The sequence below is a fragment of the Pseudaestuariivita rosea genome (assembly GCF_017592335.1).
Taxonomy (GTDB): Bacteria; Pseudomonadota; Alphaproteobacteria; order Rhodobacterales; family Rhodobacteraceae; genus Parasulfitobacter; species Parasulfitobacter rosea.
This window is the reverse complement of sequence record NZ_JACNMP010000009.1, coordinates 1-24,747: the sequence shown is the minus strand read 5'-3', so window position 1 is coordinate 24,747 and position 24,747 is coordinate 1. Positions and strand designations below refer to the sequence as shown.

Genomic DNA, 24,747 nt, shown 5'->3' with positions numbered 1-24,747 from the left:
CAACTTAATAAGCGTGGGCGTGACCATCCCATGTTTCGAAAATGCCAGTCGTTTCAAGGCTAAGATGCGCAAACCGTTCAACCAGACCGGCGGCAGCTTCTGTAACGCCAAGCTCGGCTTGATCGCCGCCCATGTCGGTCCGCACCCATCCGGGATGGTAAATGCCAACCGCGATTCCGATGTGTTTCATATCCGTTGCCAGATTACGCCCAAGGTTCAGAACAGCGGCCTTGGATGACCGATAAATATAGCTGCCACCCGGCGCGCGCGTGTGCGACGCCATTTGGCTGGAGATGATCGCGATTTTAGCGCCGGATGCCATTTGCAGATTGGGCAGAAGGGTCTGTATTGTCAGAAAAACACCGGTCACATTCACCGCGAAAGTATCGGCCCACATCTGCGGTGGATATCCATCTGCAAGATTTTCGGACTGATCCAGGTAAACGCCCGCGTTGCAGATCAATAGATCAATCGGTTGGCAATCCAGCTCTTTGCACATTTTGGCGTGCGAAGCGGGATCGGTCACCTCAAGCTGATGCCAGTTTTCTTCGGTCACGGGTGCGCGTGACGTTCCGTGAACGGCTTCACCGCGATCTTTGTAGGCATTGAATAGCGCCAGTCCGATGCCGCGATTGGCCCCGGTGATCAATACTGTCATCAGTTTGTCTTTCGCGTTGGAATAAAGGGCAATGGGGCGACCGGAATGCCGTCTTCCAAAAGCTTCTTGGCCTCATCCGGTTTTGCTTCGCCGTGTATAGACCTGACCTGGCTGTCGCCCTCATGCATCTTGCGCGCCTCGGCCGCGAAGTTCATGCCGACGTATTCAGAATTCGTCTCAAGATGCTTGCGCAGTTCTGTCACAGCCTGCTCGGTCGGTGACGCGGGTTCAGAAAGAGGCGCCTCGACCTTCGTTTCCGTTTTTTCGGAAGCGGCCCCAATGCGCGGTGCCATCAGCGTTTTTTCGACCTTATCCGACCCGCAAATGGCACACGCCAGATGGCCCGCCGATTTCAAAGTGTCAAACGCCGTGGCAGACTGAAACCAGCTTACAAAACTGTGGCCATGATCACATTTCAAAGCATACCGTATCATTCAGAACTCATTTCCAAGGTGACATCAGACAATAGGAATGATGCATCCATATATCAACGGTGTCTTAATGATTTCGGATCAAACGCAAGAATAATCTGTCTGAGTTCGGGTTCGGATATTCTCGACGCTGCCTTTTTCAATCCAAACCATTTTCGCTGGCGCTGCCCGGCCTCGGGGAAATCCTTTAGCATCTGTTTGACCTTCATAGGGTAAACCATTGCAAGGATTGGAAGATTGTCACCGTACTCAAGCGTTTTGGCATAGGAATAAACGCCCAGACAGATGTCGTACACCCGGCCTTTTGCACCGGCTTCTTCATAAGCTTCGATAGCGGCTGCATCGGCGGGTGTCTTGCCGTCCATCGGCCATCCTTTGGGGATGATCCAGCGTTTTGTCCGGCGGCTGGTCACAAGCAGAATTTGCGGCTTTCCATTGTTTAACCGATAGCAGAGCGTCGCGAACTGGGTTCGTACGGCATATTTATCAGCACCCGACAGGTTAACCGGTGCCGGTGCATACTTTAACAAAGTGATGGCCATTCCTGGACTCTGCTCTATCTACTCTTTCGTCTTGCCGGGTGTTAGTGATACGCTGAAAAACCTAATTTTTCCAGCATAATAACAAAAACCGGCGCTTTGATGGTTTCAAAGGGCTGAAAATGTGATCGTTGTGCGGTTTTGGTCGTCGTTCTGGCTTGGTTTGGGGGTGCTTCTGTCGGTTGCGGTCCTGACTGCACCAGCCTTTGCCAGATCGGATTTTAAATTCAGCTCAATCGATGGAGGCCAGCTTTCGTTTCGCGAATGGTCCGGACGGCCTATATTAGTCGTCAATACTGCATCTTTGTGCGGTTTTGTCGGGCAGTTCGATGGTCTGCAGACGCTTTATGATCAGTATCGTGATCAAGGTCTTGTTGTCTTGGCCATACCATCGAATGATTTCAGACAAGAGCTCGGCAGCGAAGAGGATGTAAAAGACTTCTGCGACGTTAATTTCGATCTTGACCTCCCCATGAGCGAGATCACGCCAGTGCTTGGCGCAGATGCCCATCCCTTTTACCAATGGCTTCGTTCAGAGCATGGCTTTGTTCCAAACTGGAACTTCAACAAGGTTCTGATCGGGCCAGATGGTGATATGGTCGATACCTGGCGCAGTCCGGTGCGCCCCATGTCGTCAAACATAACGACCCGGATCGAGCCGCTGTTGCCATAGTGAATGCTTTTGACAAGCCCTTGTTTATTGGATCTGAAATCTATCGCACATCGACTTACGGCGCCTGGCATCCTTTGCGTATTCCACGTGTTTCGACTGTTATTGATTTAAGCCGCGCTTTGGGTTGGCTGCCGCGAAATCAATATGTCATCAGTCCGATGGCCAAGCCCAAGGCGCTGCATATCTGGCATCAGCCGGACTATATTAGCGCCTTGCAACAGGCTGAACGTGATGGTGACGTTGATGATCATACGCGGCAACACTTCGGATTGGGCACACCATCAAATCCTGTCTTTCCCGAAATGTATCGCAGACCAGCTACAGCTGCGGGTGCGTCACTGTTGGCGGGTGAACTGCTGCGCTACGGTGGTGTGGTCTATTCGCCCGCCGGTGGCACGCATCACGGCTTGCCAGCGCGTGCGAATGGGTTTTGTTACTTGAACGACCCGGTTCTGGCGATCTTGTCGCTGCGGCGAAACGGTGCCGGCAAGATTGCTTATATCGATATTGATGCCCACCACCCCGACGGGGTTGAGCTGGCTTTTCAAAATGATCCCGATGTTCTGATGATTTCAGTCCATGAACAAGGGCGCTGGCCCAAAACCGGGGCAATTTCTGACTGCGGTGTTGGGAATGTTTTCAATCTGCCGGTTCCGCGGGGGCTGAATGATACTGAAATGCAGATGATATTGGACCGGTTGATCCTGCCTTTGACCCAGGGTTTCGGGCCTGACGCAATTGTACTGCAGTGTGGCGCAGATGCCGTCGAAGATGATCCGCTGTCTAACCTGTCGTTGTCAAATCAGGCGCATTGGAACGTTGTCGCGGCACTCCGTCCGCTCAGCCGCAGGTATCTTGTGCTTGGCGGTGGTGGCTACAATCCGTGGTCTGTGGGCCGTCTTTGGACGGGCGTCTGGGCGGTTCTGAACCAAATCCCCGTCCCGACGCGCCTGCCTGATCAGGCCGAAAGCGTCTTGCGTAATCTGCAATGGACTGGCAATCGCCGCGCCGGCGATAGGCCCGAGCACTGGTATACAACCCTGGAAGATCGACCGCGCAGTGGCCCGGTTCGCGATATCGTCCGTCAGCGCATCGACATGCTGCTTAATCGCTAGAGCATATCCGTTATGGCATCGATCAGGTGTTTCAAATCGGCAGACGAGGCAATATGCTTTTCTGCATTTGCAACGATTTCTTCACGCTTGGAGGGGTCCAGCAGTTGAGCAATCGCCGATGCCAGCTGATCGGCCGATCCAACGCAGATCGCGCCATTCTGCTGATCCAGCAGCTGATATATTCGCGCGAAGTTGGCTGTGCTGGGGCCGTGGATAACGGCTGATCCATAGCTTAGCGGCTCATAGGGGGTATGCCCCCCCTTATCGACCAGCGATCCCCCGACAAAACAGATGCTAGCCAGTTGGTACCATACATCCATCTCGCCCATGGTATCCGCCAGGGTAACTGCAGTCGTTGCATCGCGCCGTGCGCCGGTTGAATGTTGAACATAGGTTAGGTCATGCTGATGCAGCAGTGCCGTGATCTGGTCCCGTCTTTTGGGGTGCCGCGGTGCAAGGATCAGATGCAGACCGGGATGGTAGTCTCGCGCCTGCTTAAAGGCCTGCAAGACCAGATCATCTTCGCCATCATGGGTCGAGGCTGCCAGTATGGTGCTGTGCCGATCGTAAAGCTGCGCCACCGCGACTGGCACAGGCTGATCTGCCGGCTCAAAGAAGGATTTCAGATCTATAGTTGGCAGCCATTTGTCCTTTGCCAACCCCAGCTTGGTCAGCCGGTCTTTTGATAATTCATCCTGTGCACTGGCCCAGGTAATGCAGTGCAGCGTGTTTTTTATCAGCTGCGGAAATTTACCCCAGGTTTTGGCGCTTTTTTCAGACAAGCGGGCACCAATATAGCCGACTGGGATATCTTCTGCATGGCAAACCGTCAGGCGATTAGGCCAGAGTTCATTTTCGACAACGATCAACCCCGTCACATGCCAATTGCGAAGAATACGCCGTGTGCAGTTGCGCAGGTCAATAGGGGATAAAATACAGCTGACCCGCGGCAACATCCATCTATTCGCCATCGCACGGGCGGTCTGTGTGTTCGTCGTAATCAGAATACGAAGTGTTTCATCATGTTCCACCAAATGCTTGATCAAAAACCGGACCGATGCCAGTTCGCCATTACTGGCCGCATGTATCCAAAGCCGGGGAAAAGTGTCTTTGGCTTTCTGAAAACCAAGGCGGGCACACATATCGCCAAGTCGTAAAAGCAAAACCGGCGTGACAACCGAAATCAAAAGCCGATAGAGTATCATCAAGGGGTTCCAGTGCCGTGCCTTATCTAGGCATAACTCACACAAGCAACGTCATTTATCAATTGCCCCCGTCCCGGTTCCGTGTGTTCGTCATCTGAAAACTGGTAGGCCCGGCAGGACTTGAACCTGCGACCAATCCGTTATGAGCGGACTGCTCTAACCAACTGAGCTACAGGCCCCCAGTGTTTTTTGCCTAGCAGACAAATGATCTGCGTCAAGCGGCAAGTTTTGCGATTTATCACAAACAGACTTCACAGCAAGTATTATTATGGGGCGGGCGACAATGGTTTGAACCAGATGGACAACGATCAGACGCCCTGTTAGCACAATTTCACGATGCCAAGGGGGAAGCCATGACTGCCGATAAAAATGGACTAAGCTACGCAGATGCTGGCGTGGATATCGATGCAGGCAACGCATTGGTGGAACGGATCAAGCCTGCCGCGCAACGCACCAACAGGCCGGGTGTCATGACGAGTCTTGGCGGATTTGGCGCTTTGTTCGACCTCAAGGCCGCGGGTTACACGGACCCCGTTCTGGTGGCGGCGACCGACGGGGTTGGAACTAAGCTGCGCATTGCTATCGAGACGAACGAGGTTGAAACCATCGGGATCGATCTGGTCGCGATGTGTGTCAACGATCTGGTCTGTCAGGGCGCCGAGCCGCTGTTCTTTCTTGATTATCTGGCGACAGGTAAGCTGGATCAGGATCAGGCGGCGCGCGTGATTGAAAGCATTGCCGAAGGCTGCCTGCACGCGGGGTGCGCGCTGATCGGCGGCGAGACAGCCGAAATGCCTGGCATGTATTCCGAAGGTGATTTCGATCTGGCTGGCTTTGCCGTGGGTGCGATGGAGCGTGACACCGAGCTGCCCGCCAATGTCGAAGAGGGGGATATCATTCTTGGACTTGCATCGGATGGTGTGCATTCGAACGGTTATTCACTGGTGCGGAAAATCGTCGAAATCTCGGGCCTTGGCTGGCATGACAAGGCACCCTTTGCCGATATGGAGCTGGGTGCCGCGCTGCTGACGCCCACCAGGCTTTATGTCAAACCTGCTCTGGCCGCGATCCGTGCCGGTGGCGTCAAGGCCTTGGCCCATATTACAGGCGGTGGATTGACCGAAAATCTGCCCCGTGTTCTGCCGGATGGTCTGAGCGCTTCGATTGACTTGTCCTCGTGGGACCTGCCGCCTGTTTTTCAGTGGTTGGTCAAGGCTGGTGGATTGGATCAGGCCGAGCTTCTAAAGACATTCAACGCAGGCATCGGTATGGTGGTGATTGTCGATGAACATCAGCACCACAAACACGCGCAGATGCTGCAGGATGCCGGTGAAATAGTAACGATCCTGGGCCAGGTGCAGGCGGGCGACGGTGTCGTCACGACAGGTTCGCTGATTTGAAACGTGTTGCCATCCTGATTTCAGGCAGCGGGTCGAATATGGTCAAGCTGGTTGAAAGCATGACCGGTGACCACCCCGCGCGACCGGTTTTGGTGTTGTCGAACGATCCCGACGCTGCAGGTCTTGACAAGGCAAGATCTTTTGGCATTCCAGCGGTGGGCGTTGATCATCGCCCCTTTGGCAAGGATCGTGCCGCTTTTGAGAAAGCTCTGCAGGATCATCTGCTTGAGGCAAAGCCCGATATCATCTGTCTTGCGGGCTTTATGCGGATTCTGACGGCAGATTTCGTGCGTCAGTGGCAGGGGCGGATGCTGAATATCCATCCGTCGCTTCTGCCGAAGTATCGCGGATTGAACACCCATGCCCGTGCCCTGGCTTCAGCCGATACTGAACATGGCTGCACTGTTCATGAAGTGACCGCCGAACTGGATGACGGCCCAATTCTTGGGCAAGCGCGGGTTCCGATCCTTCCCAATGATACTGAGCAAGACCTTGCCGCCCGCGTTTTGGTCCAGGAACATCGTTTGTACCCTACGGTTCTGCGCCGTTTTTCAGCACAAGATCGGACGCTTGTACTGTTGTAGTATCCGGTGGGATCACAAGACTTTTCTTTTGCCCCGCGTTTTATTAAGACTTTTCAGGCACGGGTTGCGATGAAAACCAAAAAGAACGGCCCCAATGAAAACACTGACAACTACGGACGGTCTGGCCGCGTTCTGCAAAAAGGCCAGGAAATACGATTATATTACAGTAGATACCGAATTTCTGCGTGAACGGACCTACTATTCCAAACTCTGTTTGGTACAGCTTGCCGTCCCGGGGGACGGGGACGATGATGCTGTTCTGGTTGATCCACTGTCGAAAGATCTATCGCTTGCCCCGCTCTATGAGCTGTTTGGAAACACATCCATCGTCAAGGTGTTTCACGCAGCCCGCCAGGATCTGGAAATTTTCTTCAATGAGGCCGGGGTTTTTCCTGATCCGTTGTTTGACACGCAAGTTGCCGCGATGGTCTGCGGGTTTGGCGATCAGGTGGGCTATGAAACGCTTGTCCGCAAGATCACCAAGAAATCCCTTGATAAGACGTCCAGATTTACCGATTGGTCGCGCCGCCCCCTGACCGAGGCGCAGAAGAAATATGCCTTGGCTGATGTCACGCATCTGCGGCAGATTTATGAATATCTGTCAGCTGAACTGGAAAAAACAAAGCGCACTAAATGGGTTCAGGAAGAACTGCAGGTTCTGCTGACGCCTGAAACATATGTTGTTGAGCCTCAGGAAGCCTGGCGCAGGGTCAAGACTAGGACACAGTCAGGTCGGTTTCTGGCGCTGGTTCGTGAATTGGCGGCATTCCGAGAGCTATATGCACGAACCCGAAATATTCCGCGCAACCGCGTCTTTAAAGATGATGCTTTGCTTGAACTTGCTTCAACCAAACCTGCGACGATGAACGATCTTGGCCGGTCACGTCTGCTGTTGCGTGAAGCCCGCAGGGGTGAAGTTGCCGAAGGTATTCTGGCCGCTGTGACCGCTGGTATGGCCTGCCCGCCCGAAGATCAACCGCAGGCCGACCGCAGTCGTGACAAACTGCAGGTCAACCCGGCATTGGCTGATTTGTTACGAGTTCTACTGAAAGCCAAGTCCGAAGATGCAGGCGTTGCCCAAAAACTGATCGCGTCTACATCTGACCTTGATGAGATATCTGCAGGTTGCCGCGATACTTCAGCTTTAAAGGGCTGGCGAAAAGAGGTTTTCGGGCAGGATGCCTTGCGTCTTTGTGAAGGTAAAATCGGGCTTGCTGCAACCGATGGTCGGGTCATAATTGTCGACCTTGACGACTGAAGCTGTCGCGCAGGACAGACAGCATCGGTAAAAATTTAAATCTAAATGTATGAAGTCACATAACATTTAAGCGCCACTATCAACCAACTGTACATCATTTTTTGGCAATACTGACTGCGGGAATGAGATGGTGGTGTGAATGTATCTTAGTTGGCTTGGCCGGCTTGGTACCGGTATTGATGCGTTGGATTTTGATCTGCGCAACACGGAAATTGTGTCTATCGGTGATGAAAGCTTTCTATTGACGGTGAACGGCCCCGTCGGTGGTGTAACCAGTTATCGTTTGTCGGGGGATGGTAATCTACCTCAGGCCGTTGATTGGGAATATTTCTCGGTCTCGGGCCGCTATAACGGTTTTTCCCAGGTTATCGAAATCAACGGCAATCAGCAGTTGATCGTTGCTGCTGAAGGCGCATCCGAACTAAGCAGTTTTCAGATCGATGGAAACGGAAACTTCGAAAATCTGCAAAGCTTGATCCAGCTTTATCAAACGGGAACTGACATCGCCGATGCGGTTAGCATAGCAAGCGGTGGCGGATTTTTCCTTTATACCGTTGATGGCCGTACGGGTGAACTTAGCCTTTATACAGAACAGAATACGCATACAGCGCAATCAGGTGCACCGGTATCTCAGGTCGTATTTACCGGCCAGACACTGCTTGAAAGCGCACGGGTCGGGCAGACGAATTTCCTGTTGGCGACGGAAACAAATGAGGTTGTCGTGTACCGCGTCAACGCTGAGACCGGGCAGCTGACAGAAACCAGCCGATTGGGTTCAAATGACGGACTTGGCATTCAAGGTCCTACTGATCTTGAAATCGTTGAAGCGTTTGGTCACGTCTTCGCCGTTCTATCGTCTGCCGAAAGTAATTCCATCAGTGTCATGCTGCTTGATGATCAAGGTAATCTGCAAGCCACTGATCACATTATCGACAATCAGATGTCGCGATTTGACGGGATTCAATCGCTTAGCATCTCGCAGTCGGGGGATCGCGTGTTTGTTGTGGCCGGTGGCGGTGATGGCGGTCTCACTCTATTCACCTTGTTGCCGGATGGCCGCTTGATCCACCTGCAGACGCTGGTCGAAACCGGACAATACGGTCTGATGGATATCAATCAGATTCAGACCGCTGTCATCGATAACACTTTACAGGTTTTTGTTGGCAGCGAAACGGCTGGCGGCATGTCCCATCTTGCTTTGCCGCTTCAGGGTCTTGGTGTGACGATCCTGGATCAAAGGGTTGGTGGCCAACAGCTGATCGGAACGGCCCAGGACGATTTGATTATCGCCGGATTTTCCGGTGATGACACGCTGTCTGGTGGTGCAGGGAATGACATACTGGTTGCGTCCGACTCTGACGTGACAATGACGGGCGGAGCTGGATCTGATCGTTTTGTTCTGGCGCAAAATGAAAACGAAACGACAATCACCGACTTTCAAGCTGGTATAGATCGGCTTGATATGTCTGCATTTGAGATGCTGCGCGGTGTTTATCAGTTGACGATCGAGCCGCTATTGAGCGGCGCGCGCATCAGCTTTCGTGATACGTTTATCACTGTCTTTTCAGATGACGGCCAGCCGCTGGATGCGTTTGACCTTTTCGGTACTGGTTTTGATCATCCTGATCGTGTGCTGGTTTTGTCCACCCCGAGCGGCGTCCAGATATTGGGAACCGAGGCGGCGAATTTCATCATAGGATCGCAGGGTGGTGATACCATTGCAGGCTATCAGGGCGATGACACAATCTTGGCCGGTGCAGGTGATGATAGCATCGACGGTGGGATCGGCAATGATGCGCTAGCTGGCGAAGATGGTGATGACACGATATTGGCGGGCGCTGGTGCGGATCAGGTTTTTGCAGGTGTTGGCGATGACAGTATTGAGGGGGATTTGGGGCGGGACACGCTTTGGGGTGGTGATGGCAATGATACCATTTTGGGCGGAGAGGATCATGATAGCATTATGGGTGGCACAGGTCTGGACCGTGTGTTTGGGCAAGCCGGTAATGACACAATTCTGACCGGTCACGGGGATGACTATGCCGATGGTGGTGATGGGGATGACCTGCTTGATGGTTTCTTCGGAAATGACACCATTATCGGAGGCGAAGGAAATGATCAGTTATGGGGTGGCGATGGTCTGGACGTAATCTACGGTGATGACGGAAACGACTTGATGGGCGGTGGCGCCCTGAATGATCAGCTGAATGGCGGTGCGGGCAACGACACGATCTATGGTGGTGGTGGAGCTGATTTGATTGATGCCGGATATGGCGCCGATCTTGTCCTATCAGGTTGGGGCGACGATACTATCTGGGCCAATCATGGCGATGATACCATCAGAGGTGATGAAGGGAATGATCTGATTGGCGGCGGGTTCGGCCGCGATGTCATTTTTGCCGGCGGTGGTGCTGACACTGTTTACGGCGGCGACGGACATGACAGTATCGACGCCGGATATGGCGCCGACCTTATCTTGGCAGGAAATGGGAACGATACAGTTTGGGCAGGCTTTGGTGATGACTTGATCAGAGGCGATGCCGGCAATGATTTGATCGGTGGCGGTGCTGGCAATGACAGCGTTATTGCGGGCGGTGGCAATGATACGATATTTGGCGGCGATGGTCATGATAGCATCGATGCGGGACACGGCGCTGATCAGATAATTTCAGGTAATGGAAATGACACCGTTTGGGCCAATATCGGGGATGATCTGGTTCGAACGGACGGTGGGAATGATTTGATCGGCGGCGGTGCTGGGCATGACAGGATCTTTGCTGGTGCTGATAACGATACTGTCTTTGCTGGTGACGGGAATGACAGCATAGATGCCGCGTATGGGAATGACAGCGTAGATGCCGGGTATGGGGATGATGAAGTTTTGGCCGGCAACGGAAACGACACGGTTTGGGGTAACCAGGGGAACGATCGAATTGAAGGAAGTGCAGGCGACGATCTGATCGGAGGTGGCGCAGGAAACGATACACTTTTCGGCGGTGATGGCGCGGATCAGTTATGGGCCGGAACTGGTGACGATCTTCTGCTGGGTGGAGCTGATGCAGATGAGTTCATCTTTGGACCTAGCCAAGGCAATGACGAAATCCAGGATTTTCAGCCGGGCATGGATGTTATCAGAATAGCCGACAGTTCTCTTAGTTTTAATACCTTGGACATTCGTCAAATTGGTGCGAACGTCGAAATCAATCTGGGGACAGGCACAATCACGATATCGGATATCGCCCTTTCATCGATCTCGGCGGATGATTTTCTTTTCGGTTGGTAAGCGTGTCCGTCCATCAGTAATAGACTTACTTTCAGCCATTCAGCACCGGGTCAAAATAACTAGGCCTCGGCCTGGGCGGTTTCATAAGCCAACATTGTTCGTTTAACCGGCAGGCCCCAATGATATCCCCCCAACGCGCCGGATTTTCTGAGTGCCCGATGACAAGGGATTAACCAGCTTATGGGATTCCGACCCACAGCCGTCCCTACTGCACGCACAGCTTTCGGTGATCCGATGGCCTTGGCGATTTCAGAATAGGTTGTGACGTGCCCCATGGGGATCGATAGCAAAGCTTCCCATACTTTGATCTGGAATGGCCCGCCCAAAAGATGCAGATCGGCATGTCCCTTGCGTTTCAGCGCCGCGTCAACCCAATGACGAATGGCATCTGGGTTGCTAATATAAGTGGCATTGGGCCATCGCGATTGCATATCATCCAGCGCTGCGTCTTTGCCGGTTTCAGAGGCAAAGGCCATTCCACATAGCCCCTTTGAGGTTCCCATAGCGAGCATTTCGCCAAAGGGGCTGTCAAACCAACCATAATAAATCGTCAGACCCTCGCCGCGGCGGGCATATTCACCTGGACTCATCGCTTCCCAGGCCAAGAAAAGGTCATGCAAGCGGCTACTGCCCGAAAGTCCCGTTATGTTGCTGGTTTCCAGCAACGTAAAATGATCACGTAGCAAAGATTTTGCATGTCCAAGTGTCAGATACTGCTGATACCTTTTCGGAGATACACCAACCCACTGGCTGAACACGCGCTGAAAGTGTGATGGGCTCATCTGCATTTCGTCGGCCAGTTGCTCAAGCGATTTCGCTGCACCCTCGTCGCTGTCAATCACATCGAGCGCGCGGCGCATGACATTATAATGATAGGCAGATTCAAGCATCGGGTTTTCCTTTGTTCCCACAAATATAACCTGCCTGTCCGCCTATGCGACCCGTTTCTTGCTCCAAAGCTATTATGCAAGAAGCGTCTCGATCTTTATACCGGTCTGTCTACAAGACTGCATCAAGCTAATCAGTAACTGTGATAAAGTTTGTGATCGCTGGAACAAGATCTGCATGCAGTGGTAATTCAGGCTCAAAATAGGTCGCTAACTGTTGTCCAGGCACATGAGCTTTCAGCATATGTGTGGCCCCTGACAAGTCTATGCGAACAGCCTGAGGCATTGCATTCTGCAGCTTGTCGGCGTCCGAATTATAAACCTGAATATCCTTGGTCCCGTGAATGATCAAAGCTGGGCCTTGCCAATCAGATGCAACTATAGCCGGATCGTATGCGAATAAATCAGTCATATATCGCTGAACCTCAAGCCCAAACATCGGGCGCAAGGCAGGTGAAATTGTTTCAGGGTCGCGCATAACACCTGTTTCAATATCGGTGACGATATCCTTGAGTTCGGCCATTCGAAAAAGATTTGCCGGATTGCGGCGAAACTGCTCTGTTAGCAATTGACCGACAGGTCTCCCTGGGGTTGCGAGCAGTATAATGCCGCAAAGCGTCTCCGGTGCGCTTTGCGCAGCGACCAAAGCAACCAGCCCACCTTCTGAGTGACCGGCAATCCAAACACATGGTGCGATCTCAGAGCTGCGCTTAATCCAGTTACGGAGGTCTGTTGCATAATCATCAATCGTTACGTCGTTTGGATCAGCTAGTGCGGCTGAGCTGCCATAAAAGCCCCGTTTATCGACGCGTAACGTGGTAATACCCGTTTTTGCCAGACCTTCCGCAAGAAGTTTATAAGTATCGCTGTGCAGACCCATATGAATTGCATTACCGTTGCGGTCAGTTGGGCCAGAACCCGGGATAATGATCACGATATGGCGTGCATCCGGCGCAACGATAATTTCCCCTTCCAGCGGACCGTTGGGGCCAGATATCTGTAAAGTTTCTGCCACTGCCATTGAAGACAGGAAAATCCAGATTGTAATGAATAATCGCATTGCCTTGGCCTCAATTCTGGCGAACCACGCGATCTATCAACGCATTATACTCTTGGAGATACAAGGCACACCTGTGATTGGTGCGCCTTGTAAGAGTGTCATTTCTCTCTAGTGCGCAATCGCGCCAGAACCGCCGCCGCCTTTTTCAAGGGCCTTTTGTGCTGCCGCGGCCTCTTCTGCGGCCTCGTCCCATTCGACTGGTTCGGGCTCAGACACCAGCGCCAGTTTTAGAACTTCGCTGACGTGGCTTACGGGAATAATCTCAAGACCTTCTTTCACATTATCCGGAATCTCCGGCAGGTCTTTTTCATTTTCCTCTGGGATCAACACCGTTTTGATACCACCGCGCAGCGCGGCCAACAATTTTTCTTTCAAACCGCCTATGGGCATCGCATTTCCACGCAAGGAAACCTCGCCGGTCATGGCAATGTCTTTGCGCACAGGAATTTGCGTCAGCACCGAAACAATCGACGTCACCATCGCCAAGCCAGCCGAAGGGCCGTCTTTGGGCGTTGCGCCATCTGGGACGTGGACGTGGATATCCAGCTTGTCAAACTGCGGTGGTTTGATGCCAATCTGCGGACTAATCGACCGGACATAGCTGGACGCCGCATCAATGGACTCCTTCATCACGTCGCCAAGTTTACCAGTTGTTTTCATCCGACCCTTACCCGGCAGGCGCAGCGCTTCAATCGATAGCAGATCCCCACCAACGCTGGTCCAGGCCAGACCTGTTACAACACCGATCTGATCATCCTGTTCGGCCAGACCATAGCGGTGGCGCTTGACGCCCAGGTAGTCCTCAAGATTATCAGGCGTTACCTTCACGGTATCGACCTCTTTCTTGACGATCTTGGTCACGGCTTTCCGGGCCAGTTTTGCAAGCTCACGTTCCAGATTTCGCACGCCCGCCTCGCGGGTATAGGTGCGGATGATCTCTTGCAGTACCTCGTCCGAGACCTCGAATTCGGCCTTGCGCAGACCGTGATTTTTCTTCTGCTTTTCGATCAAATGCTGCTTGGCGATCTCGCGTTTTTCGTCCTCGGTGTAACCGGCCAAAGAAATGATCTCCATCCGGTCCAGCAATGGCCCCGGCATGTTATAACTGTTGGCCGTGGTCAGGAACATCACGTTCGACAAGTCATATTCGACCTCAAGATAGTGGTCGACAAACGTGCCGTTTTGTTCTGGGTCCAGTACCTCAAGCATTGCCGAAGCCGGGTCGCCGCGGAAATCCTGACCCATCTTATCGATCTCATCCAACAAGATCAGCGGATTGGTTGTCTTCGCCTTTTTCAGCGCCTGAATGATCTTGCCAGGCATCGACCCGATGTAGGTCCGACGGTGGCCGCGGATTTCGCTTTCGTCCCGCACACCGCCAAGTGAAATCCGGATAAACTCACGCCCCGTTGCCTTGGCCACAGACTTCCCAAGCGAGGTTTTACCAACGCCGGGCGGTCCCACAAGACATAAGATCGGGCCTTTCAGCTTGGAGGATCGTTGCTGAACGGCAAGGTATTCGACAATGCGTTCCTTGACCTTTTCCAAGCCATAGTGATCGGCATCCAGAACCTTTTCAGCGTTGCCAAGGTTCTTTTTCACGCGACTTTTGACACCCCAAGGAATTGACAACATCCAGTCAAGATAATTGCGCACGACCGTCGCCTCGGCCGACATTGGCGACATATTTTTCAGTTTCTTGATTTCCGCTTCGGCCTTTTCGCGGGCTTCTTTGCTAAGCTTTGTATCCGCAATGCGGGCCTCAAGCTCGGCCACTTCGTTGCCGCCTTCTTCGCCATCGCCCAGTTCTTTCTGAATGGCTTTCATCTGCTCATTCAGATAGTATTCGCGCTGTGTCCGCTCCATCTGGGACTTCACGCGCGTCTTGATCTTTTTCTCGACCTGCAGAACGCTCATTTCGCCCTGCATCAAGCCATAGACTTTTTCCAGACGTTCCGAGACAGACAGTGTTTCCAGAAGTTCCTGTTTTTGGGCGACTTCCACCCCTAGGTGCCCCGCGACAAGGTCGGCCAGTTTGGCAGGTTCGTTGGTTTCGGCAACTGCGGCCAGGGCCTCTTCAGGGATGTTTTTCTTGATCTTTGCATACCGTTCGAATTCTTTGCCGACAGAACGGATCAGCGCCTCAACAGCGGCTTCATCACCAATGGATTCCTCCATATATTCGGCGCTGGCTTCAAAAAAGCTGTCGTTTTCCAGAAATTCTGTAATTTGGACACGCGCACGGCCTTCGACCAACACCTTCACAGTGCCATCGGGCAGCTTGAGCAGCTGCAGCACATTTGCCAGAACACCGGCTTTGTAAATGCCGTCAATTTCGGGATCATCAACGCTTGGATCGATCTGACTGGACAACAGTATCTGCTTGTCGTCCTGCATCACATCTTCCAGCGCGCGCACTGATTTTTCGCGGCCGACAAACAGCGGCACAATCATGTGTGGAAAGACCACAATGTCGCGCAGTGGCAGAACGGGATAAGACTGATTGAGTGGCTCTTGCATGCTCATTCCTCGATTTTGCAAGAAGGCGCCGGTCCCGCTTGGCGGCAACATAAAGGCCTTCTCCGGTAAGATGCGTAACTTGGGGTATCGACCGCTAAGATTCAAGCGCAGCATCGAATTTGCCTCTAGCATAACGGTGCCTGTGTCGTGCACAAGGCAACAAGTGCAAAGAAAATTATGAAAATGCGACACAGTATTATCCACAGGCTGTCAAAAGTATGCCACATTAACAGGCCAACCAGCCGGATCAGGGGGCTGATAAGGCTATGATAAGACGTATTTTCCGCCAAAGGCGTCGTCTGATTTTATTTGCGTTTCTTGTCACATTGGCAGGTGTTCTGGCCTTTACCCAGGCGCAGGCTTTGACGTTACGACTGATCACGGCCGCCATCGTCTTTGGTGCCGTTTTTTTGATCGGTTCGCTGTTTATTATTCTGCTGCCGCGGTGGCGGCGGTTGTTGGAACTGACAGGAATCGGCCTTTTGGCCGAGTCGATGGTGAATTACTTTTTCCCGTCACAATATCAGTATGTGTCCGAAACTTTGATCGGCGGATCGGTTTTTGTTTTATCCACACTGCTTGCCTATGTCCTGCTATACGGGCGCTGGTCGGATTGGCTGGGCATCACCATGAGTGTCAGCAACAGGCATCGATATAAATTGCGCCGCAGTGTCGAAGAGATATGGTCAGCCATTGTGCCAGGTGCGGCCCCGCCCGATGAATATTGGACGGGCAATCTGGCGGGGTTTCATCAGGATCGTGAAGATCCCGATACGGTCAATTTACGCTTTCAGGTGGGTGAAGACAGTTTTGAAAATATGTCGATTACGTTCCTGGATCAGGATCCGCCGAATTCCTGCAGATACTATTTCGTTGGTGACGGGGTCGAAGATGCGCGTAGCTTTGACGAAGGGATATTTCAGATTGAGATCAGTGAGTTAAGATCCGGCAAGTCACGCGTGGATACGCAACTGCAACATACTGCCATGCGCCCGCGTGAGGTTTTGGATTACTGGCTGGATGACAGTTTCCGTGACGACAATGACAGTTTCCGCGCGCATATTCTGGGAAGCAGTGACTGGTCCATCAGAAATACCTATTAAAACAACTCTTTGCCCGGCTGATGCAATCGCGTAAAGCTGTTGCCGCTATGGGGGAGTAGGCCTTTGGACATTGCAACGCGCGTTTGGAACCACAAATGGAAAATCGATCCGATCGTGCGGTCGCTGATCGATACAGACTTCTACAAACTGTTGATGTGTCAGTCTGTTTTCCGCAATAAGCCGGACACTCAGGTCACATTCAGCCTGATCAATCGCACGAAAGACATTCGTCTGGCTGATCTGATTGACGAAGGCGAGTTGCGCGAACAACTGGATCATATCCGGTCCTTGTCCCTGGCCCGCGGTGAAAGCACCTGGCTGCGCGGGAACACGTTCTATGGTAAACGCCAGATGTTCCGCTCGGACTTTATGGAATGGTTCGAAGCACTTAGGTTGCCGCCCTATTATCTGGAAAAGCGGGACGGGCAATATGAGCTGACATTCGAAGGAAGCTGGCCCGAGGTGATGCTTTGGGAAATCCCGGCTTTGGCTGTGCTGATGGAGCTACGCAGTCGCGCCGTTTTGAAAGACCTGCGCAAGTTTGAGTTGCAGGTGCTTTATGCGCGGGCCATGACAAAACTGTGGGGTAAAATCGAACGCCTTCGTGAAGTAAACGGCCTGCGCATCGCCGATTTCGGAACGCGTCGGCGTCACGGCTATCTATGGCAGGACTGGTGTGTGCAGGCAATGATGGAGGGGCTTGGCGACAGTTTTGTCGGAACTTCAAACTGCCTGATCGCGATGAAGCGGGATATTGAGGCCATCGGGACCAATGCCCATGAATTGCCGATGGTGTATTCGGCTTTGGCTGAAAGTGATGACGCCTTGCGCGATGCGCCCTATAGGGTTCTGGCGGATTGGCATGACGAACACGACGGCAATCTGCGCATCATCCTACCTGACACCTATGGCACCGAAGGTTTCCTGCAGCACGCCCCGGACTGGCTGGCGGGTTGGACGGGCATCCGCATCGACAGCGGCGACCCCGTTCAGGGCGCCGAGATTGCCATCAAATGGTGGCAGGATCGTGGTGAAGATCCAACCCAGAAGCTGGTGATCTTTTCCGATGGTCTGGATGTTGAGAAGATTGAGGAATTAAGCATACGCTTTGCCGGGCGCGTACGGGTGTCATTTGGTTGGGGTACACTTTTGACCAATGATTTTCGCGGGTTGGTGCCCGGGGACGCGCTGGCACCATTTTCATTGGTTTGCAAAGCCGTTAGCGCGAATGGAAGACCCACAGTCAAGCTGAGTGACAACCCGCGCAAAGCCATGGGCCCGGACGACGAAATCCAGCGATACAAGAGTGTTTTCGGTGTTGGTCAGCAGGAAGCGTTAGAAGTAATTGTATAGACTTCGATGATCTGAACGTGGGGGCTGCCTGCCCCACACCCCCGGGAGTATTTTGGGGAACAATGAGGTTGGGGTTAATCCTTTAAGATGTATCGTTCTGCACACTGCAGAGCACGAGTTACGTAATAGGTGTGTCGGCGGTCCTCTGGCTGTGCGCGAGAGATAATCCAGCCTGCGGATTGAAGCGCGCGTAATGCCATAAAGCGGGGAACAGCGTCGAGAAGTAGTGCAAGGTTAACAGCGCGCTTTTGGGCGTAGCCGCTGCAAATGGCCTGCATCAGTTCGGGTAAATGCGACGCGTCCCAGTGCTGAACCAGCGCGACGCCCAGATCATAAAGGCGGTACCCGTGTCCGGCATCATCGAAGTCAATCAGCCATAGGTGATTGTCATCTATCAGGACATTTTCACCGATCGCATCAGCGTGGATTGCACCCGTATCCGCGTTTTGAAGCGATGACAGCCAATCACGCGCAGTGTCCCGCGCCGTGATGAGGGCGTTGCTTTGATCTGATGTTAAAATAGGATGTTCCCAGTACCGCCCCCACAGTGGATTGGGCCCGGTCATTACCTCACATTGCAATTCAGGGCGTTTCTCTGCGGGAAGATTGGCGCCGCTGTCAGTTAGATTATGCAGATCGGCCAGCAGGCGGCCCAATTTTAAGAAGCACTCGATCTGTTGGCGTGGGTCGTTGATCTTGGCCAACATCGGCGCATCAATCCATTCGACCACACTGATGATCACATCCTGTGCGTTGGTCAGCTGCCCGGACGTTGTGCGAATGGGGCGCGGGCAGGGAAAGCCTTGATCTGCCAGTGCCTCGGTCCAGAGCAGTTCAGCTTCGATCGCATCTGCGTCCTGATAACCTGCCCGATGAAAACGCAGGGCGGCGCGGGTTCCACTCTGTAACCTAACGTCGAAGATGGTGTTTTCCCGCTGTGCAACAAGGCGCGGTTGATCGATTAAACCGCCCCATGCCGCGGCTGCCTGCTGAGCTCTTTTGGTCCAATCGGTCAAAGAGCTGTTTCCTTTATCACCTGCTTAAGTGTGCCAATAGCCAAATCCGCGTTACCGCGGGAAAAAGGCATTGGCGGGCGCATTTTCAGGGTGTTCATATGCCGACCAATACGGTTCAGCAGCACACCGTTTTGGCGCATGCCCTCAACAACACGGGCTGTGAAATCAATCGCAGGCGCGCCATCGGGCAGTGTGAACTCGATCCCAAAGAACAACCCAAGACCACGGATCTGCGCGATGAAAGGGTGGTCGATTTCCCGCAGGCGTTCCAATGCATAGGCTCCGACTTTTTTTGCATTTTTGATCAATCCTTCCTGTTCTATGATGTCCAATGTCGCCAATGCAGCCGCCGCGCTGACGGGATTGCCGCCAAACGTATTGAAGTACCCAAAAGCGTTGCGGAACGCGGCCATGATATCGGGGCGTGTCACAACGGCAGCAACGGGGTGTCCGTTGGCCATCGGTTTGCCGAGTGTCACCACATCGGGAGCAAACCCAAGCCAATCGTGCCCCCACCAGCCCTGGCCGGTACGGCCGAAGCCGGGCTGTACCTCATCACATAAGATGAGACCGCCCGTGTCGCGGATCAGCTTGGCTGTTTCCTCCAAAAAGCCCGGTTTTAAGGCCGGAAACCCTTCATTCGCGAATGTCGGGCAGAGCATAAATCCAGAAAATCCGTGCCCCGCACGCTCAAGTTCACCGATGGCGCGGGCGATATTTTCCGCGAAGACTTGGGGTTGTTTTGCCAAACTTCCACCAAGTGAACCGATAGTATCGGGCGCGGGAACAAGGCGCACGTGATCAGGATAGCCGCCAATAGGCGGGCGTCGCGTGGACAGCTGCGCTGTTGCCGTTGTGTTGCCGTGGTATGTGTTGTCGGTCGCAATAATGCCGGTCTTGCCAGTTATGGCCTGTGCCATGCGCAGGGCAATATCATTGGCTTCCGAACCGGTGCAGACCATAATAACCTGCGATAAGTCGTGATTAAACTTTGCGGTCAGCCGATCTGCATAGTCTAGAATGCCGTCGTGCAGATAGCGCGTATGCGTATTCAGCCTGGCGGCTTGTCGGGAAATCGCGTCGACCACATGGGGGTGACAATGACCCACATGGGGCACGTTGTTGTAGCAATCCAGGTATTTACGCCCTTGTGCATCCCACAGCCAAACACCTTCACCCCGGACAATGTGCACGGGGTCATCGTAAAATGTTGGGACATTGGGTCCCATCAGCCGGGCGCGGCGTTCCGTCAGAGTTTTGGTCATTCGTCGGTGACTTTGTTGCGTAGGACCTTCACCTCACTTCGCCGGGTCTTTTGTGCCAATCTGCGCTTTTGGCTTCCAAGAGTGGGGCGTGTGGCGATACGGCGTTTCGGTGCAATCAGCGCTTTTTGAATAAGTTCGGTCAAGCGCGCCCGTGCGATATCTCGGTTGCGGGCCTGACTTCGTGTGTCCTGGACCTGTATGACAACTGCACCGTTGGTGGTCCAACGACGACCTGCGATGCGCTTCAGGCGCTGTTTAACCGGGGGTGGCAGGTGCGGGCTTCGCTGCGCTTCAAACCGCAATTCGACCGCCGTTGCGACCTTGTTGACATTTTGACCACCGGGCCCAGAAGCGCGGCTGAAACTTTCGCTTAGCTCCCAGTCTTGCAACGTGATATTATCATTTATGCGTAGCATATCACCATCATAGACAGTATCGTCTGCCGGAAGACAACGGTTTAGACGGCACCTTGTTATCCGATAGCGCAGCAAAACTTCGCTTAGAAAGCTGGTGATATTGGATAACAGAAGCAATATAGGCGATATGTGAATAAGACAGCGTACGCGCTGCGATGATATGAGCGAGGCAAAAATGATAAAACGTAAATCTTTAGCACTGGCGGCAATGGCATCCCTGATTTTTCTGGGGGCCTGTATGGATACATCTTCACCGTCTGCCAGTGATGACCCGAACCGGAATACAAAGCAAGGCGCGCTGATTGGTGGTCTGGTTGGCGCCGGTATCGGCGTAGCGGTCGGTGACGACGCAGATGAACGCCGTCGTGGCGCTGTTATTGGCGGTCTTGTCGGCGCGGGAAGTGGCGCATTGATTGGACGTCAGCTTGACAAGCAGGCGGCCGAACTGCGACAGGATTTCAACAATGGCGCGATCGACGTGGTGAATACCGGCGAACAACTGATCGTTACGATGCCGCAAGACATCCTGTTTGATTTTGACAGTACGGCTGTAAGATCCAGCTTGCGTCGTGACTTGGGTGTTCTGGCCGATAGTTTGAACCGTTATCCAAACAGCAATGTGATTGTCATTGGTCACACAGATAACGTCGGTAGCGCCAGCTATAATCAGGACCTGTCCGAGCGTCGCGCGCGTGCCGTGTCATCGGTGTTGATCAACAATGGTGTCAGAGGTGGGCGTTTGCGGTCAATTGGTCGCGGTGAAGACCAGCCCGTTGCCAGCAACCTTACGCCTGAAGGCCGTCAGCAAAACCGCCGTGTTGAGATTGTGATCCAACCGACAGGTCAGTAAATCACTGTCACTCACGGAAAAATGGTGAACGCCGCCTTGCATACCAAGGCGGCGTTTCATTTTTATCGGACTGGGCCAAAGTATTTTTCCATCAGCGCGTCATATGTGCCGTCTGCGCGCAGTTCTTCGACGGCAGCCCGCAACGCATCTGCTTTGTCAGCCGGGAAATTCGGGCTTGCAGCCAAATAAATCGTCCCGCTACCCTGTGATGCGCCCAGAACCAGCTGATTACTGCGCTTTTCTTGTTTCCAAACCCATTCCGCACGGCGATCGTGGGTGAACCAGGCCGAAGCGCGCCCCGCGTCTAACATGCGGACTGCTTGTTCCGGTGATCCGATTTCGCGGTATGGAATTCCTGATCCCGAAATGCGTCGCTCTTGCGGTGTTCCACTGCGGGCCAGTGTTTCGCCACGCTCTGCTGCAGTTTCGAACGTATCAATTGATGTTGTCGTTGTCACAAAAACGTTCGAATATTCGATCAGCGGCGTGATCCACTTATATAGTGGTTCACGCTTTTCCGTGCGCGTCAGATTGAAAGCAAGAAGATCGTCTGCCTCTTGCACCATCTTTTGGGCGCGCTTCCATGGTAAAAACTCGACTTCAAGCGTGTATCCCGCACGTTCGGCGGCCAAGCGTGACAGCTCAAGGTTAAAACCCTTAGCGCCATCTTCAATCGCGTAAGGCGGCAGGTTTGCAGCCACAGCTCGTAGTTCCGATGCCTTGGCCCATGTTGCGGCACTAAGACCAATAGTCAGTACCATCAGAGAAATATTGAGAATTCGCATAACTGTGCTCCGTAACTCCATCGGTTTGCGACGATATGGTGTAGGCAGTTAAGCTGAGATGAATCGCTGCAGAAAGAGCTGGACAAATATATATTCAATTAGAACTGAATTTGATGCATACGTAAAAATATGCTTCGTTTCAATATTTTGCGCGAAGCCGTGTTTCAAGTTTACGCAGCAGAATCGACAATGTAACTGTCATGAAAAGATAGATCAGCGCCACGACGTTATAGGTCTCAAAATATCGAAAGTTACCTGCTGCAGTGACTTTACCCAGCTGCGTAACATCCAGCACACCCAAGACGGAAACCAGGCTGGAATCTTTGATCATCGCGATGAAATCATTTCCTAGGGGCGGCATGATCGTGCGGATGGCCTGGGGAAAGACGATGTGGCGAAAGCGATGCCACGGGCGCAGGCCCAAAGCCTTGGCCGCTTCGATCTGACCGGGGTCGACTGACAGAAGGCCTGCGCGAAAGACTTCCGCGATAAAAGCTGAATAGCCAATGACCAGCGCCACAATCGCCCGCCATAGCATGGTGAAGTCACGGGTGCGGATGGGATCGAAACCAACAATTTCAGCGACCCAGTTCCATCCGGCGACCAGGGCTGGGGCCAATACGAAGGCCACATAAAGCAACAGAACGATGATCGGAACGCCGCGGATAATCTCGATATAAAACCGCGCAATCTGGCGCAGGACAATGAAGCGCGACAGGGATGCCATGGCCAGCAAAAGCCCCAGAGCTGAAGCCATGACAAAGCCCGCAAGCGTCACGAAGATAGTGATCCAGACACCACGCGAAAGAGTCGTAAGGACCTGAAAATAAAGATCATCCGCGATGATGCGGTATAGAAAGTAGAACCCTATGGCACCGGCTATGATCAGCCAGTAGGGGAAATCCTTATCGTGAGGAGGTGTGGGGATCATGTGGCCCCCATGGTTGGGGGCCGAACTGGTCTAGCCGCCAATTTTATAGTCCAGAAACCACTTTGTGTTCAGCGCGTCGATGGTGCCGTCCGCCTTCATTTCGGCAATGGCTGCGTTGATCGGTTCGACCAGATCCGAGCCCTTGGGGAAGATGAACCCGAAATCTTCGGTCCCCAGTTTTTCACCAATGATCTTCAGCCCGCCATCGCTGGCACTGACGTATCCTTCGCCCGCGGTGCCGTCGGTCAGAACCAGATCGACATCGCCCGTGCGAAGTGCCTGAACGCCTGCGCCAAAGGTTTCAAACAGTTTGATACGGGGGGTCGCCTCATCCCCGTCCAGCACGTCGTAGACGCCGACATAGAAGGGCGTCGTGCCGGGCTGGGCTGCCATCAGCAGGTCATCATCGACGGCAAAACTGGCGGCGTCGGTGAAGCGATCTTCATCGCCACGCACCAGCATCACCATCTCGGACCGCATGTAAGCATCTGAAAAATCGACCATTTCGGCGCGATCTTCACGGATCGTGATACCGGTCATCCCCAGATCAAACTGACCTTCACTGACGGCCGCGATCATCGCATCCCAGCTTATGTTTTCATAGGTGATGGTCATGTTTAGACGCTCGGCGATCTCGGCCATGGCGTCATATTCCCAGCCAATCGCATTGCCTGAAGCCGGATCGACGAACTGTAACGGAGGATAGGCGTTTTCGGTCACGACGACAATTTCGCGACCTTGCAGATCGGGCAAATCAGCAAAGGCAAAACCGATGGTTGCAACAAAGGCCGCAATAAGGATGGCAAGCCGTTTCATCTATATCTCCCTCTTGTTTGGACGGATTATGGCGCGGCAAATGGGATGTTCAAGGCGTGTGATGAGCCTCTTTTACAATAGCTGCTGCGAAAGTGGACGAACGCCCGAAAAACGGGCGATTTACAGCCCCTAAAATAGGACCCGCAACGACTTGACGTGATGAATGGGGTCAGGGTGAAGTCCAGCATACGTTATTTGCGAAGTTGTGGAACGTCAGATAACTTTGACCCTGTCCTTCGTCAGATAATTTGGGACAGCTGAGCGTTTTTTGATCGGAGGCTCTTGCTCGTCCTTGATTGAGTTTATGCGTTTTCAGTTTTGTGACGCAAGCGCCGTTTATTCATGGTTTTTCGTTTGATCGCCTCTCTCTGTTCCAGATTTGCTCTGCGAACAAAGCCGTCCTCGGTGCATTGATCGAGGCGCGAAAAGCGGCTGGCCTTTTGCAGGCCGCTCTGGCTGGCAGGCTTGGGAAGCCACCGCCGTGTTGGCAGTTATGTCTGGACGCGGGAGGGTTGGCTGTATTTGGCCGTGCTCTTTGATCTGCATTCCCGACGTGTGATCGGTTGGGCCGTCAGCAATCGCATGAAGCGTGACTTGGC

The 24,747-nt window shown here is 53.1% G+C and carries 22 protein-coding genes and 1 tRNA gene; 9 read left to right on the top strand and 14 right to left on the bottom strand.

Annotated elements, in window-relative coordinates; all coding sequences use genetic code 11:
- Positions 1-4: 4 nt before the first annotated feature.
- Genes H7848_RS08125 through H7848_RS08115 form a run of 3 tightly spaced genes read right to left on the bottom strand, consistent with a single transcriptional unit; the run spans position 5 to position 1,631 of the window.
- Positions 5-658: an SDR family NAD(P)-dependent oxidoreductase gene (locus H7848_RS08125; protein ID WP_208349913.1), complete on the bottom strand. Its 654-nt coding sequence runs from the start codon at positions 656-658 to the stop codon at positions 5-7.
- Entirely contained in the window at positions 658-1,092 is a 435-nt protein-coding gene (locus H7848_RS08120) for a DUF1178 family protein (protein ID WP_208349906.1), read from the bottom strand. Before H7848_RS08120 ends, H7848_RS08125 begins: the two co-directional genes overlap by 1 nt.
- 53 nt (positions 1,093-1,145) lie before the next feature.
- Entirely contained in the window at positions 1,146-1,631 is a 486-nt protein-coding gene (locus tag H7848_RS08115) for an NUDIX hydrolase (RefSeq protein WP_208349904.1), read from the bottom strand.
- A gap of 130 nt (positions 1,632-1,761) precedes the next feature.
- Here H7848_RS08115 and H7848_RS08110 point away from each other — a divergent pair, with 130 nt between their 5' ends.
- On the top strand, positions 1,762-2,301 hold the full coding sequence (locus tag H7848_RS08110; RefSeq protein WP_336512075.1) for a glutathione peroxidase: 540 nt from the start codon (positions 1,762-1,764) through the stop codon (positions 2,299-2,301).
- Between the two features lie 20 nt (positions 2,302-2,321).
- Entirely contained in the window at positions 2,322-3,416 is a 1,095-nt protein-coding gene (locus H7848_RS08105; RefSeq protein ID WP_237072654.1) for an acetoin utilization protein AcuC, read from the top strand.
- On the opposite strand, the gene H7848_RS08100 is transcribed toward H7848_RS08105, so the two are convergent.
- Both H7848_RS08100 and H7848_RS08095 read right to left on the bottom strand, forming a co-directional pair.
- The gene (locus H7848_RS08100) at positions 3,413-4,621 is read right to left on the bottom strand and encodes a 3-deoxy-D-manno-octulosonic acid transferase (RefSeq protein WP_208349902.1); all 1,209 of its coding nucleotides are present in this window, start codon (positions 4,619-4,621) and stop codon (positions 3,413-3,415) included. The genes H7848_RS08105 and H7848_RS08100 overlap by 4 nt on opposite strands.
- 102 nt (positions 4,622-4,723) lie before the next feature.
- Positions 4,724-4,800 (bottom strand) — tRNA-Ile (locus H7848_RS08095).
- 174 nt (positions 4,801-4,974) lie between these two features.
- Between H7848_RS08095 and purM the strand changes: the two genes are divergently transcribed.
- From purM to H7848_RS08075, 4 genes are all read left to right on the top strand, one after another.
- Positions 4,975-6,021, top strand: coding sequence for a phosphoribosylformylglycinamidine cyclo-ligase (purM, locus tag H7848_RS08090; RefSeq protein WP_208349900.1), 1,047 nt, complete (start codon positions 4,975-4,977; stop codon positions 6,019-6,021).
- Positions 6,018-6,605: a phosphoribosylglycinamide formyltransferase gene (purN, locus tag H7848_RS08085; protein WP_208349898.1), complete on the top strand. Its 588-nt coding sequence runs from the start codon at positions 6,018-6,020 to the stop codon at positions 6,603-6,605. Before purM ends, purN begins: the two co-directional genes overlap by 4 nt.
- Positions 6,606-6,699: 94 nt before the next feature.
- Positions 6,700-7,863: a ribonuclease D gene (rnd, locus tag H7848_RS08080; protein ID WP_208349896.1), complete on the top strand. Its 1,164-nt coding sequence runs from the start codon at positions 6,700-6,702 to the stop codon at positions 7,861-7,863.
- Positions 7,864-8,002: 139 nt separating this feature from the next.
- A complete protein-coding gene (locus tag H7848_RS08075; protein ID WP_208349894.1) occupies positions 8,003-11,146 on the top strand; it encodes a hypothetical protein in 3,144 nt (1,047 codons plus the stop codon).
- A 59-nt stretch (positions 11,147-11,205) separates the two neighbouring features.
- On the opposite strand, the gene H7848_RS08070 is transcribed toward H7848_RS08075, so the two are convergent.
- The 3 genes from H7848_RS08070 to lon form a co-directional block, all read right to left on the bottom strand.
- Positions 11,206-12,036 (bottom strand): methylated-DNA--[protein]-cysteine S-methyltransferase, encoded by an 831-nt coding sequence (locus H7848_RS08070; protein ID WP_208349891.1) that lies wholly within the window; start codon positions 12,034-12,036, stop codon positions 11,206-11,208.
- Between the two features lie 127 nt (positions 12,037-12,163).
- Positions 12,164-13,093, bottom strand: coding sequence for an alpha/beta hydrolase (locus H7848_RS08065; RefSeq protein ID WP_208349888.1), 930 nt, complete (start codon positions 13,091-13,093; stop codon positions 12,164-12,166).
- Positions 13,094-13,201: 108 nt separating this feature from the next.
- Complete coding sequence (lon, locus tag H7848_RS08060) at positions 13,202-15,613, bottom strand: endopeptidase La (RefSeq protein WP_208349887.1); 2,412 nt, start codon at positions 15,611-15,613, stop codon at positions 13,202-13,204.
- 266 nt (positions 15,614-15,879) lie between these two features.
- On the opposite strand from lon, the gene H7848_RS08055 reads away from it, so the two are divergent.
- Positions 15,880-16,716, top strand: coding sequence for a Bax inhibitor 1 family protein (locus H7848_RS08055; RefSeq protein ID WP_208349886.1), 837 nt, complete (start codon positions 15,880-15,882; stop codon positions 16,714-16,716).
- 63 nt (positions 16,717-16,779) lie between these two features.
- Positions 16,780-18,069, top strand: coding sequence for a nicotinate phosphoribosyltransferase (gene pncB / locus H7848_RS08050; protein ID WP_208349883.1), 1,290 nt, complete (start codon positions 16,780-16,782; stop codon positions 18,067-18,069).
- 74 nt (positions 18,070-18,143) lie between these two features.
- Here the strand turns inward: pncB and H7848_RS08045 are convergent, their stop codons facing one another.
- From H7848_RS08045 to arfB, 3 genes are read right to left on the bottom strand one after another with little or no spacing between them, the layout of a single operon-like run.
- Positions 18,144-19,085 carry a phosphotransferase enzyme family protein gene (locus H7848_RS08045; RefSeq protein WP_208349882.1) on the bottom strand — a complete coding sequence of 314 codons (942 nt, stop codon included), beginning with the start codon at positions 19,083-19,085 and terminating at the stop codon, positions 18,144-18,146.
- Positions 19,082-20,350, bottom strand: coding sequence for an aspartate aminotransferase family protein (locus tag H7848_RS08040; RefSeq protein WP_208349877.1), 1,269 nt, complete (start codon positions 20,348-20,350; stop codon positions 19,082-19,084). The genes H7848_RS08045 and H7848_RS08040 overlap by 4 nt, the downstream gene beginning before the upstream one ends.
- Positions 20,347-20,766, bottom strand: coding sequence for an alternative ribosome rescue aminoacyl-tRNA hydrolase ArfB (gene arfB / locus H7848_RS08035; RefSeq protein WP_208349874.1), 420 nt, complete (start codon positions 20,764-20,766; stop codon positions 20,347-20,349). Before arfB ends, H7848_RS08040 begins: the two co-directional genes overlap by 4 nt.
- A gap of 175 nt (positions 20,767-20,941) precedes the next feature.
- On the opposite strand from arfB, the gene H7848_RS08030 reads away from it, so the two are divergent.
- Complete coding sequence (locus tag H7848_RS08030; RefSeq protein ID WP_208349873.1) at positions 20,942-21,616, top strand: YiaD family glycine zipper/OmpA-like lipoprotein; 675 nt, start codon at positions 20,942-20,944, stop codon at positions 21,614-21,616.
- Positions 21,617-21,678: 62 nt separating this feature from the next.
- On the opposite strand, the gene H7848_RS08025 is transcribed toward H7848_RS08030, so the two are convergent.
- The 3 genes from H7848_RS08025 to H7848_RS08015 form a co-directional block, all read right to left on the bottom strand.
- Entirely contained in the window at positions 21,679-22,401 is a 723-nt protein-coding gene (locus H7848_RS08025; RefSeq protein ID WP_208349871.1) for a substrate-binding periplasmic protein, read from the bottom strand.
- A 139-nt stretch (positions 22,402-22,540) separates the two neighbouring features.
- The gene (locus tag H7848_RS08020; RefSeq protein WP_208349869.1) at positions 22,541-23,332 is read right to left on the bottom strand and encodes an amino acid ABC transporter permease; all 792 of its coding nucleotides are present in this window, start codon (positions 23,330-23,332) and stop codon (positions 22,541-22,543) included.
- Positions 23,333-23,362: 30 nt separating this feature from the next.
- Positions 23,363-24,148 carry a transporter substrate-binding domain-containing protein gene (locus H7848_RS08015; RefSeq protein ID WP_208349868.1) on the bottom strand — a complete coding sequence of 262 codons (786 nt, stop codon included), beginning with the start codon at positions 24,146-24,148 and terminating at the stop codon, positions 23,363-23,365.
- Between the last annotated feature and the right edge of the window lie 599 nt (positions 24,149-24,747).